At 72.3% G+C, this 12,732-nt stretch carries 15 protein-coding genes; 5 read left to right on the top strand and 10 right to left on the bottom strand.

The features are described 5' to 3' along the window. Positions 1–31: 31 nt before the first annotated feature. The 5 genes from AB0L06_RS22915 to AB0L06_RS22895 all read right to left on the bottom strand — a co-directional run bounded on the left by AB0L06_RS22915 (position 32) and on the right by AB0L06_RS22895 (position 4,696). On the bottom strand, positions 32–319 hold the full coding sequence (locus AB0L06_RS22915) for a YciI family protein (protein WP_500233098.1): 288 nt from the start codon (positions 317–319) through the stop codon (positions 32–34). 161 nt (positions 320–480) lie between these two features. Next, complete coding sequence (locus AB0L06_RS22910; RefSeq protein WP_500233097.1) at positions 481–1,239, bottom strand: SDR family NAD(P)-dependent oxidoreductase; 759 nt, start codon at positions 1,237–1,239, stop codon at positions 481–483. Positions 1,240–1,292: 53 nt separating this feature from the next. Next, complete coding sequence (locus AB0L06_RS22905) at positions 1,293–1,829, bottom strand: hypothetical protein (protein ID WP_500233096.1); 537 nt, start codon at positions 1,827–1,829, stop codon at positions 1,293–1,295. Next, positions 1,826–2,068 carry a hypothetical protein gene (locus tag AB0L06_RS22900; RefSeq protein ID WP_500233095.1) on the bottom strand — a complete coding sequence of 81 codons (243 nt, stop codon included), beginning with the start codon at positions 2,066–2,068 and terminating at the stop codon, positions 1,826–1,828. Before AB0L06_RS22900 ends, AB0L06_RS22905 begins: the two co-directional genes overlap by 4 nt. A 96-nt stretch (positions 2,069–2,164) precedes the next feature. Further along, the gene (locus AB0L06_RS22895; protein ID WP_500233094.1) at positions 2,165–4,696 is read right to left on the bottom strand and encodes a DNA gyrase/topoisomerase IV subunit A; all 2,532 of its coding nucleotides are present in this window, start codon (positions 4,694–4,696) and stop codon (positions 2,165–2,167) included. A 77-nt stretch (positions 4,697–4,773) separates the two neighbouring features. On the opposite strand from AB0L06_RS22895, the gene AB0L06_RS22890 reads away from it, so the two are divergent. The 4 genes from AB0L06_RS22890 to AB0L06_RS22875 all read left to right on the top strand — a co-directional run bounded on the left by AB0L06_RS22890 (position 4,774) and on the right by AB0L06_RS22875 (position 8,662). Beyond that, on the top strand, positions 4,774–5,943 hold the full coding sequence (locus tag AB0L06_RS22890) for a lactate 2-monooxygenase (protein WP_500233093.1): 1,170 nt from the start codon (positions 4,774–4,776) through the stop codon (positions 5,941–5,943). A gap of 82 nt (positions 5,944–6,025) precedes the next feature. Then, the gene (locus AB0L06_RS22885; protein WP_500233092.1) at positions 6,026–6,667 is read left to right on the top strand and encodes an ATP-binding cassette domain-containing protein; all 642 of its coding nucleotides are present in this window, start codon (positions 6,026–6,028) and stop codon (positions 6,665–6,667) included. 157 nt (positions 6,668–6,824) lie between these two features. After that, positions 6,825–8,060 (top strand): sensor histidine kinase, encoded by a 1,236-nt coding sequence (locus AB0L06_RS22880; protein WP_500233091.1) that lies wholly within the window; start codon positions 6,825–6,827, stop codon positions 8,058–8,060. Further along, a complete protein-coding gene (locus AB0L06_RS22875; RefSeq protein ID WP_500233090.1) occupies positions 8,057–8,662 on the top strand; it encodes a response regulator in 606 nt (201 codons plus the stop codon). Before AB0L06_RS22880 ends, AB0L06_RS22875 begins: the two co-directional genes overlap by 4 nt. 212 nt (positions 8,663–8,874) lie before the next feature. Here the strand turns inward: AB0L06_RS22875 and AB0L06_RS22870 are convergent, their stop codons facing one another. Next, positions 8,875–9,273 (bottom strand): hypothetical protein, encoded by a 399-nt coding sequence (locus AB0L06_RS22870; RefSeq protein WP_500233089.1) that lies wholly within the window; start codon positions 9,271–9,273, stop codon positions 8,875–8,877. Positions 9,274–9,479: 206 nt separating this feature from the next. Between AB0L06_RS22870 and AB0L06_RS22865 the strand changes: the two genes are divergently transcribed. Continuing rightward, positions 9,480–9,647 (top strand): hypothetical protein, encoded by a 168-nt coding sequence (locus AB0L06_RS22865; RefSeq protein WP_500233088.1) that lies wholly within the window; start codon positions 9,480–9,482, stop codon positions 9,645–9,647. Between the two features lie 73 nt (positions 9,648–9,720). Here AB0L06_RS22865 and AB0L06_RS22860 read toward each other — a convergent pair whose 3' ends face one another. The 4 genes from AB0L06_RS22860 to AB0L06_RS22845 form a co-directional block, all read right to left on the bottom strand. Continuing rightward, complete coding sequence (locus AB0L06_RS22860) at positions 9,721–10,476, bottom strand: SDR family NAD(P)-dependent oxidoreductase (RefSeq protein WP_500233087.1); 756 nt, start codon at positions 10,474–10,476, stop codon at positions 9,721–9,723. A 91-nt stretch (positions 10,477–10,567) separates the two neighbouring features. Then, positions 10,568–11,143 (bottom strand): TetR/AcrR family transcriptional regulator, encoded by a 576-nt coding sequence (locus tag AB0L06_RS22855; protein ID WP_500233086.1) that lies wholly within the window; start codon positions 11,141–11,143, stop codon positions 10,568–10,570. Between the two features lie 59 nt (positions 11,144–11,202). Next, on the bottom strand, positions 11,203–11,832 hold the full coding sequence (locus AB0L06_RS22850) for a hypothetical protein (protein WP_500233085.1): 630 nt from the start codon (positions 11,830–11,832) through the stop codon (positions 11,203–11,205). Positions 11,833–12,024: 192 nt separating this feature from the next. Beyond that, on the bottom strand, positions 12,025–12,591 hold the full coding sequence (locus AB0L06_RS22845; protein WP_500233084.1) for a hypothetical protein: 567 nt from the start codon (positions 12,589–12,591) through the stop codon (positions 12,025–12,027). Positions 12,592–12,732 lie beyond the last annotated feature (141 nt).

The raw sequence follows: 12,732 nt of genomic DNA, 5'->3' as shown, positions 1-12,732 counted from the left end.
GGCGTCCGCTGAGCCCTGGGCGTTCGTGGGATCAGGTTTTGAGGTCCTCCAGGCCGTCCGCGACGAGGAGCGGGGTGAACTCCACGACGCTGTGCTCGGCGACGCCGTTGAGGACGTAGGGATCGGTGGCGAGGAGCTGGGTGAGGTCGTCCGCGGACATCTCGGACGTGAGGTAGACACCGCCGACCAATGGCACCTGGCGTCCGGCCACCAGGAGCAGCCGCCGGGCGATGAGCTCCTTCAGCCACTCGCCGTGGGCGGGCCGCCACTGATCCACGTCCTTCAGAGGCACCGTGTAGGTCACCGTGACAACGAACATGCGCGGATCATGGCGGACGAGGCATGAGGGGCGCCACCGAATTTTGATCTTGGGGGCGCTGAGGGGACGCACGGCAATTCTCCACAGTGATGCCTGGGTCTCCGGGGCAGGGGTATCGGTGGGGGCTTGTGGGAGCAGTCTTCCGACGAGATCGGACGGTTTCAGTCGACCGGGCCGCCCGCGACGTAGACGACCTGGCCCGAGACGAAGCCCGCGCGCGGGCTGACCAGGTAGGACGCGGTGTGGGCGATGTCCTCCGGCCGGCCCACTCGTCCTACCGGGATGGACTCGGCCGCCCGGCGGGCGAACTCCTCGAACTCCAGGCCGAGGCGGCGGGCCGAGGCCCGGGTCATGTCGCTGACGACGAAGCCGGGGGCGATGGCGTTGGCGGTGATGCCGTGACGGCCGAGTTGGAGGGCCAGGGATTTCGTGAAGCCGATCAGTCCGGCTTTCGCGCTGCCGTAGTCGACGCGGGCGGCGTCCCCGGTGGCGGAGATGCTCGACATCGTGACGACGCGTCCCCAGCCCGCCTCGATCATGTGTGGGACGACGGCGCGGGTGACCAGGAACGGGCCGCGCAGGTTGATGCCGAGGACCGTGTCCCACTGCTCGGTCGTCATGTCCACGAGTTCGGCGCGCGGGCCCACCCCGGCGTTGTTGACCAGGATCGTCGGCGGTCCCAGCTCGGCGGCCGTGCGCGCGACGGCCTCGGTGACCTGCTCCTCGGAGGCGATGTCGGCCGCGATCGCCACGGCCCTGCCGCCCGCGCGGGTGATGGCCTCGACGGTGTCGGCGCAGTCGGCTTCGTCCAGGTCGATGACCGCGACTACCAAGCCGTCCTGGGCCAGTTGGCGGGCCACGGCGGCTCCGATGCCTCGGGCCGCGCCGGTCACGATCGCTACAGAAGTGTCGGGCTTCATGCGGACGAGTTCACGGCATTTGGGGGTGGAGGCCAAGAGAGTTAGGGCCTGGCTTAATCCGCCAGTAGAGCTTTGATCGCGGTCTCCCAGGAGTGCAGGTAGGCGGGGTAGGACGACGCGAACTGCTCCAAGGTGGGGACGGCCTCCGGGCGCAGGGCGGTGAGGTCGTACGTCACCTGGACGCGGCTGCCGCCTTCCGTCGCGGACAGCTCGACGGTGACGGTTCCGGCGCGGTCGTCCGGGGTCGTGCGCGCATACGTGATGGACGACGGGACGCGCCGGGCCACCACGATCCACACCGTCCGACGGCCGTGCGCGGACGTCTCGAAGACGATGCCCGGCTCGGTGTCCTCGCCGGACGCGCCGTCCGGCCGCGACACGGAGCCGCCGGTCGCGCCGTCCGGTGACGACACCGAACCGTCGAACGCGCCGTCCGGGAAGACCGGGGCCCAGCCGTCCGCCCATGCGCGTTCGCCGAGCGGCGTGAACAGGGGAAACGCCTCGCCGGGCGGCAGCGGGACGTCGATGTGCCCGGTGAGGCGGACGCGGGTTCCGGCCGCATCCCGCGGATGGGGGTCCGCTGCGGTCACCTCTCCTCCAGGAGGTGGGAGTCGGCGGCGGTCAGGTCCAGCCCATAGACGGCGCGGAGCTGCTCGATCTTCTCCAGAGTGTCCGGCGCGAACGGCGTCCGGCCTTCGAAGGAGTGCAGGACGATGCCCTCGACGAGGTCGCCGAGGGAGAGGTCCAGGTATTCGGCCAGGCCCTTGAGGACCTTCAGGGTGTTCCGCTCGATCCGGAACCCGGTCTGCACGCGATCAATGGTTACCACGGTAACAAGGTAACAAATCCGCCGTTGTCTGGATATGCCTCGGCCGGGCGCCCCGAGGGGAGCCCGGCCGAAAGTACGAACCGTGTCAGGCCGAGGTCAGTCGACCTCGCCGCCTTGTTCGCCCGCGAGTTCAGCGGCCGCGGCGTCGGAGTCGGCCGGGTCCTCCGGCAGCGGGCCGAGCGGGCCGCCGAACGCGGCGATCGGCGTGGACAGCGGGGTGCCCGATCCGTCGCGGCGGCCGAGCTCCTCGTCGATCGTGATCGGCTTGCCGTTCCCGGTGCTCGCCCGCAGCGGGACCACGCCCGCCCACGCCTGGATCAGGGTGTCCTCGCCCTTCAGGAACCGGTGCGACCGGACGCCGCCGGTCGCGCGTCCCTTGGACGGGAAGTCGGCGAAATCGGCGATCTTGATCGCGCCGTTCTGGGTGCCGGGCAGCGCCGTGGACGACCCGGACACCGTCACGACCATCGCCTCCCAGTCGGGGGAGAACGCCCCGAACCAGATGACCTTCGCGTCGGCGGCGAGCTTGATGCCGGCCATGCCGCCCGCCGGACGGCCCTGCGGCCGGACCAGCGAGGCGCTGAAGTGCAGCAGCTGCGCGTCGTTCGTCATGAAGACCAGGTGCTGGTCTTCGGACAGCAGCTGGATGGCGCCGACCACGCGGTCGCCGTCCTTCAGGCCGATGACCTCGAACTCGTCGCGGTTCGCCGGGTAGTCGGGCGCGACGCGCTTGACCACGCCCTGCTCGGTGCCGAGCGCGAGACCGCCGCCCGAGTCGTCGAGCGCGGCCAGGCCGACGACCTTCTCGTCCGGATCGAGGTCGACGTACTCGGCGATCGGCGCTCCGCCCGCCAGGGACGGCGGCGCGGACGTCGGCGGCAGCGTCGGCAGGTCGAGCACCTCGACCTTGATGAGGCGGCCGGCGGAGGTGACCGCGCCGATCTCGGCGCGCGCGGTCGTCCGGACGACGGAGAGCAGCACGTCGTGCTGGGACCGGGCGCCGCCGGTGGGCAGCGGCTCGGCCGAGGAGGTGCGGGCGAGCAGCCCGGTCGACGACATCAGCACCAGCACCGGGTCGTCGGCGATCTCCAGCGGGACCGCGGAGGCCTCGACCACGCCGGACGACTCGAGCAGGACGGTGCGGCGCGGCGTGGCGAACTCGGCGGCGACCTCGCCCAGCTCCTTCGAGACCACCCCGCGCAGCTTCCTCTCCGACTCCAGGATCGCGGTGAGCGCGGCGATCTCCTTGGTGAGCTGCTCCTTCTCCTTCTCCAGCTCGAGCCGGTCGTAGCGGGTGAGGCGGCGCAGCGGGGTGTCGAGGATGTACTGGGCCTGGATCTCCGACAGCTCGAAGATCTGCATCAGCTTCTGCTTGGCCTGCGAGGAGTCGTCCGACTGGCGGATGACCTGGATGACCTCGTCGATGTTCAGCAGCGCGACCATCAGGCCGTCGACCAGGTGCAGGCGGTCCTCGCGCTTCTTGCGGCGGAACTGCGAGCGGCGCCGGACGACCTCGATGCGGTGGTCGACGTACACCTGGAGCAGCTCGCGCAGCCCGAGCGTGCGGGGCTGGCCGTCGACCAGGCAGACGTTGTTGATGCCGAAGGTCTCCTCCATCGGCGTCAGCCGGTAGAGGTCGGCGAGCACGGCCTCGGGGTTGAAGCCGTTCTTGATCTCGATGACCAGGCGGAGCCCGACGTTGCGGTCGGTGAGGTCCTTCAGGTCGGCGATGCCGTTGAGCTTCTTCGCCTGGACGAGTTCCTTGATCTTCGCCTTGACCCGCTCCGGGCCGACCGCGTACGGCAGCTCGGTGACGATGATGCCCTTGCGCCGGGTCGTGACGCTGTCGATCTGGACGGTGGCGCGGGTCTTGAAGGTGCCGCGCCCCTTGGCGTAGGCGTCGCGGATGCCGGTGAGGTCGGTGATGCGGCCGCCGGTCGGCAGGTCGGGGCCGGGGACGAACCGCATCAGGTCCTCGAGCGTGGCGTCCGGGTGGGCCAGCAGGTGCCGGGCGGCCGCGACGACCTCGCCGAGGTTGTGCGGGGCCATGTTGGTGGCCATCCCGACCGCGATCCCGGCCGCGCCGTTGACCAGCAGGTTCGGGAACGCCGAGGGCAGCACCTCGGGCTCGGTCTCCTGGCCGTCGTAGTTCGGCTTGAAGTCGACGGTGTCCTCGTCGATGGAGGCGACCATCGCCATGGCGGCCTTCGACAGCCGCGCCTCGGTGTACCGCATGGCGGCGGGCATGTCGTCGCCGCCGAGCGAACCGAAGTTGCCGTGCCCGTCCACCAGCGGGATGCGCATCGCCCACGGCTGCGCCAGGCGGACCATCGCGTCGTAGATCGCGCTGTCGCCGTGCGGGTGCAGCTTGCCCATCACCTCGCCGACGACGCGGGCGCACTTGACGTGCCCGCGGTCGGGGCGCAGGCCCATCTCGTTCATCGAGTACAGGATGCGGCGCTGCACGGGCTTGAGCCCGTCGCGCGCGTCCGGAAGCGCCCGCTGGTAGATCACCGAGTAGGCGTACTCGAGGTACGAGCCGCGCATCTCCTCGGAGACGTCGACGTCGACGATGTTCTCCTCGAAGTCGGGCGGCGGGGGAGGGGCTTGGGATCCACGACGTGCCATGTGAAACATTGTGGACGGTCCCAGGGACAGATTCGCCCGCGACGCGTCAGGACGCGCCGGATCGAGGAGGTTTCCGCTTGAGTCAGCTCGCCGACTTCCAGAACGAGATCTACCTGAACGGCCTGGCTGACGTGCTGCCCGGCCTCCCCACCGATCTCACGAAACTCGCCGCACTGGCGGAGGCGAAACTGTCGGCCACGTCCTATGGGTACCTGGCGGGGTCGGCCGGGAGCGAGGCGACCGCGCGGGCCAACCGGGACACCTTCGACCGCTGGCGGATCGTCCCGCGGATGCTGCGTGACGTCGCCGAACGCGACCTGTCGGTGACCGTCCTCGGCACGCCGATGCCCGCTCCGGTGCTGCTCGCGCCGATCGGCGTCCAGTCGATCCTGCATCCGGACGGCGAGCTGGCGACGGCTCGGGCCGCAGCCGCGACCGGGCTGACCATGATCCTGAGCACGGCCGCGTCCTGCGCGATGGAGGACGTCGCGAAGGCCTCCGGTGAAGGGCCCGGGGCGCGTTGGTACCAGCTGTACTGGCCGAAGGACCGGGACCTCGCCGTCAGCTTCCTCGAACGCGCCAAGGCCTCCGGGTACACGGCGCTCGTGGTGACGGTCGACACGTTCACGCTGGCGTGGCGCCCCCGCGACCTGGACAAGGCGTACCTGCCGTTCCTGCGCGGGATCGGGGTGGCCAACTACTTCAGCGACCCGGTCTTCCAGCGGGCCGTGGGCGGGCCGATCACCGGCGAGAACCGGCAGGCCGCGCTGCTGCACTGGGTCGGCCAGTTCGGCAACCCGTCCCTGACCTGGGACGATCTGGCGTTCCTGCGCGAGCACTGGGACGGGCCGATCGCGCTCAAGGGCATCCAGCACCCGGACGACGCCCGGCGCGCCGTGGACACCGGGATGGACGGCGTGATCGTTTCCAACCACGGCGGACGCCAGGTGGACGGCGCCGTCGCCTCGCTCGACGCCCTGCCCGCGGTGGCCGACGCGGTGGGCGGGCAGATCAGCGTCCTGTTCGACAGCGGGGTCCGGACGGGCGCGGACGTGGCGAAGGCGCTGGCACTGGGAGCCGAGGCGGTTCTGCTGGGACGTCCGTACGCGTTCGGGCTGGCGCTGGACGGTGAGGTGGGGGTGCGGCACGTGCTGCGCTGCGTCCTGGCCGAACTGGAGCTGACCCTGGCGCTGTCGGGGCATCGGTCTGTTTCCGAGCTCACCCAGGACCTGCTCGTGCGCGCCTGACATTTGTCATGGGCGGCCACTGAGAACCTCATGGGCCGTTGCTGACGGCTGTGACTGCCTTGTCGGCGTCGCGGTGCGCAGCATGGACGGCATGGGGACGTCGGTTGTCGAGATTCGCAATCTTCAGATTCCGGCCGGCCGGGATGGTCGTCGGTGGGGTTCGGTTTCGCTGAGTGTCGGGCGGGGCGAGGTGCACGCCGTCCTCGGGGGGCAGGGGGCGGGCAAGACGACCCTGCTGGAGACCGTGGCCGGGCAGCGGCGGGCCGTCTCGGGGTCGGTCCAGGTCAGCGGGGGTGGGCCCGGGGTCGTGTGGCGTGAGGGCGGGCTGTTCCCCGGCCTCACGGTCGCGGAGGTCGTGGACGCCTGGCGCCGTTGGACCCTCGATCCCCTCACCCGCGCGGAGGCCCTCCGGCTGACCGGGCTGGCCGGGCTCTCCTCGGTCACGTTCGAGCGTCTGGACGCCGCCGAACGCCGCCTCCTGGACCTGGCGCTGGCCCTGGTCGGACGCTCGGACATCCTGCTGCTGGACGAGCCGTTCGCCGGTCTGGACGCGCCCGACGCGTCCCGGGTCCGGGGTGTGCTGCGCTCGCTGGGCGGTCACGGGGTCGCCGTCCTGTTCACCACGGGTGACGCGGACGAAGCTCGCCGGGCCGACCACGTGACCGTTCTGGACGGCGGCTCTTCGTTTCTCGGGATCTCCTTTCCCGCAGGGCGTGCTGCCTGAGGGAGAGGCACGTGCGACGGGCGGCGGCATGGGGCGGACGCCAGGTCGGAAAGGCAGCTGCATGGGGTGATGGGCGCCGGACCGACGAAGCGCCGGGACGGGGCGGGCGCCGGTCGCCAGGGAGGCGGCATGGGGTGGGGGGCCGTACGCTGAGCGCGTGGTGCAGCCGCGGATCCCTCGTGCGCCGGTCATCGCCGCGATCATCGTGGCGCTGACCTCGGTGTCGCTCGCCGGGCTGCTGCTTCCGGCGCTGTGGGACGAGGCGTTCGGGCGCCGCGATCTCGTGCGGTTCGTCCCGGCGCTCGGGGCGGTGGCCGGGGTGTGCGGGCTCTACGTGCGGCTCCTCTGGCTGAACCTGATCCGCCGCAGCGGGCCCGTCCACCGGGTCGGGCTCGTCGTGATCATGGCTGTGAGCTGGGCCCTGCCCGCGCTGCTCGGGGTGAGCACCGGGTGGGGGAACGCGCTGCTCGTCCCGGCGGGGCTGATCGCGGTCGTGTTCCCGGCGCGGCGGGCGGTGGCCGTCGCGGCGGCGGGGACGGTCGCGGGGGCGGCCTACGGGTTCGCGCTCGGGATGCGGCCCCTCGCCGTCCTGTACCAGCTCGTGGCGTTTCCCATGGTCACGTTCTCCGGGTTCATCACGGTCTGGCTGTTCCACGTCGTCCAGGAGCTCCGGGAGGCGCGGGCCGAGTTGGCCCGGTCGGCGGTGGGCGAGGAGCGGCTGCGCTTCGCGCGCGATCTGCACGACGTGCTCGGGCACAGCCTGCAGGCCGTCGCGCTGCGGGCCGAGGTCGCCGAGCGGTTCGCCGACCGCGACTCCGCGCGGGTGCGTAAGGAGCTGACCGAAATCCAGACGATGGCGCGGGACGCGGTCCGGGACGTCCGGGAGGTGGTCCGGGGCTACCGGGCCACGTCGCTCAGGACGGAACTGGACGGCATGTCCGCGGTCCTGCGTGCGGCGGGGATCGCCTGCGACCGTCCGGAGGTGCCCGCCGGACTGCCCGCCGACGTGCACGAACCGCTCGGGTGGGTCGTCCGCGAGGCGGCCACGAACATCCTCCGGCACTCGTCGGCCACGTGGTGCCGTATCGAGGTGACCGCAGCGGACGCGTCGGGCGCGTCGGGCGCGTCGGACGCGGTCGGCGGGACGCGGGTGCGGCTGGAGATCGTCAACGACGGCGCGTCGCGGCGGGCGGGGGTCTCCGGCGGAACGTCCGGGCATGGGCCCGCGGGCGACGGGACGGCCGGACGCGGACCCGCGGGCGACGGGACGGCCGGGAGCGGGCTGGCCGGGCTGGCGGAGCGGCTCGCGGCCGCGGGCGGGGAGTTCACCGCCGGGACCACCGGGGACGGGACGTTCCGGCTGGTCGCGGCGCTTCCGACGGGAGGATCATGATCCGGGTGCTGCTGGCGGACGACCATCTCCTCATCCGGGAGGCGCTCGTCCTGCTGCTGTCGACCGAGGACGGGATCGAGGTCGTCGCGGACGTCGGACGAGGCGACGACGCGGTCGCGCGGGCCCTCGCGCTGAAGCCGGACGTGGCCGTCCTCGACATCGACATGCCCGGGATGTCCGGGCTGGACGCGGCCGAGCGGCTGGCCCGCGACCTGCCGTCCTGCCGCCTGGTGATCGTCACCGCGCACGGGCGGCCCGGCAACCTGCGCCGCGCGATGGCCGCCGGGGTCCGCGGTTTCCTCGGCAAGGACGCGCCGGGCGCGCGGCTCGCCGAGGTCGTCCGGCAGGTCGCCGGGGGAGCCCGCTACATCGATCCGCAGCTCGCCGCCGACGCCCTCGCCGCCGAGGAGTGCCCGCTCACCCCGCGCGAGCTCGACGCCCTCCGCGCCGCCGCCGGGGGCGAGCCCGTCTCGCGCATCGCCCGCGGCCTCGGCCTGTCGGAAGGGACCGTCCGAAACTACCTGTCGGCCGCCGTCACCAAGCTCGGCGTCGACAACCGCCACGCCGCCGTCCAGGTCGCCCGCGACCGCGGCTGGGTCTGACCCCGCGGCACCGGTCCGACCGCGGATCGCCGGTCCGCCCGCAGGTCGTCGTGACGGCGCGGGTCGCCGGTCCGCCCGCAGGTCGTCGTGATGGCGCGGGTTGCCGGGTTGAGCGCGGGTCGTCGTGATGGCGCGGGTCGCCGGGTCGAGCGCGGGTCGTCGTGATGGCGCGGGTCGCTGGGGCGAGCGCGGGTCGTCGGGACGGGGGCGGGTCAGTCGAGCATGACGCCCATGAACAGGGCGAGCAGCGCGGAGAGGCCGCCGAGGGCGCCGGTGACGGCGAGCATCGGGCGGGACTTGGTCAGCGCGTGCCAGGCGGCGGTGACGCCGGACAGGGCGACGAAGCCGAGCTTCACGTACAGGGTGGTCTTGTAGGAGCTGCTGGTGTCGCTCCCGACGGCGGCGATGTTCCAGCCGCCGGTGGCGATGAGCACCGCGAACGCGACCCAGGCGACCTTGTTGAAGGCTCGGGCCGCCTGCTTGGGGACGTCCCCGCCCGCCTTCCGGAGCACCGGGAGCAGGGCGGTCAGGGTGAGCTGGCCACCGACCCACACCGTCGCCGCGAGGACGTGCAGGAAGATCCGGATGGTGTCGCTGGTGACGGGGAGCATCGGTCCTCCGGTCGGGATCAGAGCGGTGACCCGATTCTCCCAGTGGGCTCCGAAACGGCCGATTCGGGGCGTCCTTTTCGCGTGACCGCCACGGCCGCCGCGGTCGCGGCGACCAGGAACAGGACGCACGTCCAGGCGAACCAGTCGCCGAAGCGCGCGTACAGCCCGGGCCACCACGCGCACGGCGCCCGCCAGCGTCCCGCCGGATGTCCTTCAGCAGGAACCCGCCCGCCCCGGCGCGGAGCGCGTCGTACATGTGCTCGTCCAGGTCGAACATCGTCAGGACGAGGACGTGGACGCTGGGCAGCTCGGCGCGGATCCGTCGGGTCGCGACCACGCCGTCCACCCTGCTCACGCCCAGTCTCGCCACCTGACGAGTATGGGCGGCGGGTCTCCCTCCCGGAATCCGCCGGGAGGATGACCCGGCACGTCATCCCCGCGAGGGGATCAGGCGGTGACGCCGCCGTCGATGACCATGTCGTGGCCGACGACGAAGCCCGCCTCGTCGGACGCCAGCCAGAGGACGGCGGCGGCGATCTCGTCGGCCTCGCCCATGCGTCCGGCGGGGATGACACCGGACAGCCGGGCGCGCCGGTCCTCGTCCGACTCGCCGGGCAGGTAGGACATCGGGCCGTCGGACGCGCCGGGGCTCACGGCGTTGATCCGGACGCCGTCGCCGATGTGGTCGAGCGCGGCGGCCCTGGTCAGGGCGCTGACGGCGGCCTTGGCGACCGTGTACCCGGCGAGCCCGGGACGGCGGCCGTGGACGCCGATGTTGGACGCCATGTTCACGATCGCGCCGCCGCCGTTCGCGCGCATGTGGGCGATCTCGTGCTTCATGGACAGGAAGGTGCCGGTCGCGTTGGCGGTCAGGCCGGCCGTCCAGGCATCCTCGTCCAGGTCGGCGACCGGGGAGAACGGGACGGACGCGCCCGCGTTGTTGAACGCCACGTGCAGCCCGCCGAACCGCTCGACGGTCTCGGCGACCATGCGCGCGGTGTCCGCGGAGTCGGACACGTCCGCGACCACGTGGGCGGCGTTCCCGCCGTCGGCCTCGATCAGCCGGACGGTCTCCTTCAGCGACTCCTCGGTGCGTCCGGCCACCATGACGGACGCGTCCTCGCGGGCGAAGGCGAGCGCGGTGGCGCGGCCGAGGCCGGTTCCGCCGCCGGTGACGAGGACGACGCGGTCACTGAAACGCATGGGGGGCTCCTTTAATAAGAATGATCGGTCTTGAATTAACGCAAAGAAGAGGGCCGGAACCGCCCGGTGCGGACGGATCAGGCGAGCAAGGTCAGGTGAGAAGGGTCAGGGCTTGGTCGGCGGCGTCGCGCAGGCGCTCCTCGCCGCCGGCCGCCCGGCCGAGGACCCGCATGCCCTGGAACAGCACCAGCAGGAGCCGGGCCAGCGCCCGTGGATCACGGTCCGGAGTGAGTTCGCCCTGCGCCCGGGCGCGGATGAGCGCCGAGGTCAGGGCGGTTTCGAGCTCGGTCCAGCTCGCCTCGACCTGGCGTGCGACGGCCGCGTCGTGGCCCGCCATCTCGACGGCCGCGTTCACCACCATGCACCCCCTCAGGGACGCGTCGCACGACTCGGTCGCGTACCGCTCGACGAGCGCGCGGAGTGCTGGCAGGGCCGGGCCCGGCTGGGACAGCGCCTCGACGATCGACGGGGTGCTCCGTGTGTACAGGTCCAGGGCCTTGGTGTACAGGTCGTGCTTGCCGCCGAACGTCGAGTAGAGGCTGGCCCGCGCCACGCCGGTGCGCTCCACCAGGTCGGCCATGGACGTGCCCTCGTAGCCGCGCTCCCAGAACAGCTCCAGGGCGCGGCGCAGCGCGGCGTCGGGGTCGAACTCCTTGGTGCGGGCCATGGCTGAACGCTACGTCTTTCGAGAACGATCAGTCAAGTTAGAAGGGATCGCGGAGTCCGTCAGGCAGGCGCGGGGACGGTCCGGGGCTCGAGGTCGAGCACGCCCTTGACGCCGCCCTCGGCGTCCAGCGCCTCCAGGACGGGCGCGCGGCGGCTGCCCCAGACGATCGCGACGTGCCCGTGCTCCGGCACGCCCAGCAGCCGGGACCCGATCCGGATCGACGCGACCCCGTCGGCGGCTCGCAGCCGCGCCTGGTTCACCCACTTGGCGCCCCACGGCAGCAGCCGGTCGGCGTTGCGGACCGTCCGGCCGGAGGCGTACACGCGCAGCGCGCCGCCCAGCTCGTCCTCGGTGCGCCGGTCGAGCGGACGGTCCGGGGCCGACCCGGAGCCGCCGCCGAGCTCCATCCACTCGCCGCCGCGGAACTGGAACGTCAGGCCCTCGATCATGACCTCGTCCGCCCGGAGCACGCCGCCTCCGTGCCGCAGCACGCTCACCACCGCGATGTCGCCGTCGACGTCATGGGACAGCAGGGCGTCGCCGTCGGCGTCGAGGAAGGGAGCGGGCCCGCCGGGCGCCGCCGCTCCCGGGTCCACCGCGGCGCCGGGAGCGGCGGGGATGGCGGGGGACTCGGACGAGCCGTCGCGCAGGAGGCGGAGGCACTGCTCGCGCACTTCGCGGTCGTTCATGATGCGGACCTCAGATCGTGCCTTCAGGGCAAAGGGCCGAGCCCTCGGGAGCGGGGGACCGGCCCTGCGTTCCCGCCATGCTAGAGGCCCGAACGGGATGTCATCACCGATCTTGCGCGAATGTGGTGAACGAGTCGTTTCCTCGCAGGTGGGGGCCCTGAAACCGCTCTCGGCGGCCAGGGCCGCCGGGGCTCAGGCGCGGTCGGCGGAGGGCTTCGGGAAGGCGCGGTAGGCCGCGACGGCGCACACCACCGCGAGCGGGAGCTCGATGCCCGCCGCGAGCACCATGGAGAGGGCTCGCTCGGCCCCCGGCGCGGACGTCAGGACGTCGAACCAGGCGTCCATGAACAGCAGCGCGGACGTCCCGACGGCGGGCAGCGCCATCCGGGGGTCGCGGCGCACCGCCAGCAGGCCCGTGCCGATCAGGCCGATCGCGAGCATCGCGTCCAGCCCGATCCAGGCCGCCGACCAGTTCGTCACGTGCGCCTCGGTCGGCATCCGGTAGGCGAGGAACGCCATCCAGGGCAGCAGCGCCAGCCCGGCCGCCGCCAGCAGGTGCCCCGGGCGCACCCGCTGCAGCGCCCCCAGGCGGGGGACGGGGAAGGTGGGAACGGCGGGGGCGGCGGGAAGAGCGGGAACGGCGCCCTGACGCGGAGAGGGAACCGAGACCGGGCGCGGGGCGGGAACGGAGACCGGTCGCGAGGTGAAGACGGTCCGACGGCCACGCGGACGGGCGATCGGGCTGACAGTGGCGACCATGCTGGGTTCCTCCTTGAAACGGCGGTCTTCTCGACCTGCTTCCAGCCTGGTCGAACGGCCTTCGAAGATCAGTAACGGCGTCATCCGAACCGGGGTGCACTTAACACCACCCCCATCCGGCAAACCGCTGCATGGCGGGCG

This window comes from Spirillospora sp. NPDC052269 (assembly GCF_040679435.1).
Classification (GTDB): Bacteria; Actinomycetota; Actinomycetes; order Streptosporangiales; family Streptosporangiaceae; genus Spirillospora.
Note: the sequence above shows the minus strand (reverse complement) of the source record. Positions and strands in the feature narration are given on the sequence as shown.

Bases quoted from the DNA above. Each gene is read 5' to 3' on its own strand.
- AB0L06_RS22915 (WP_500233098.1), bottom strand. From the start codon at position 319: ATGTTCGTTGTCACGGTGACCTACACGGTGCCTCTGAAGGACGTGGAT.
- AB0L06_RS22910 (WP_500233097.1), bottom strand. From the start codon at position 1,239: ATGAAGCCCGACACTTCTGTAGCGATCGTGACCGGCGCGGCCCGAGGC.
- AB0L06_RS22895 (WP_500233094.1), bottom strand. From the start codon at position 4,696: ATGGCACGTCGTGGATCCCAAGCCCCTCCCCCGCCGCCCGACTTCGAG.
- AB0L06_RS22885 (WP_500233092.1), top strand. From the start codon at position 6,026: ATGGACGGCATGGGGACGTCGGTTGTCGAGATTCGCAATCTTCAGATT.
- AB0L06_RS22875 (WP_500233090.1), top strand. From the start codon at position 8,057: ATGATCCGGGTGCTGCTGGCGGACGACCATCTCCTCATCCGGGAGGCG.
- AB0L06_RS22870 (WP_500233089.1), bottom strand. From the start codon at position 9,273: ATGCTCCCCGTCACCAGCGACACCATCCGGATCTTCCTGCACGTCCTC.
- AB0L06_RS22865 (WP_500233088.1), top strand. From the start codon at position 9,480: ATGTCCTTCAGCAGGAACCCGCCCGCCCCGGCGCGGAGCGCGTCGTAC.
- AB0L06_RS22860 (WP_500233087.1), bottom strand. From the start codon at position 10,476: ATGCGTTTCAGTGACCGCGTCGTCCTCGTCACCGGCGGCGGAACCGGC.
- AB0L06_RS22855 (WP_500233086.1), bottom strand. From the start codon at position 11,143: ATGGCCCGCACCAAGGAGTTCGACCCCGACGCCGCGCTGCGCCGCGCC.
- AB0L06_RS22850 (WP_500233085.1), bottom strand. From the start codon at position 11,832: ATGAACGACCGCGAAGTGCGCGAGCAGTGCCTCCGCCTCCTGCGCGAC.
- AB0L06_RS22845 (WP_500233084.1), bottom strand. From the start codon at position 12,591: ATGGTCGCCACTGTCAGCCCGATCGCCCGTCCGCGTGGCCGTCGGACC.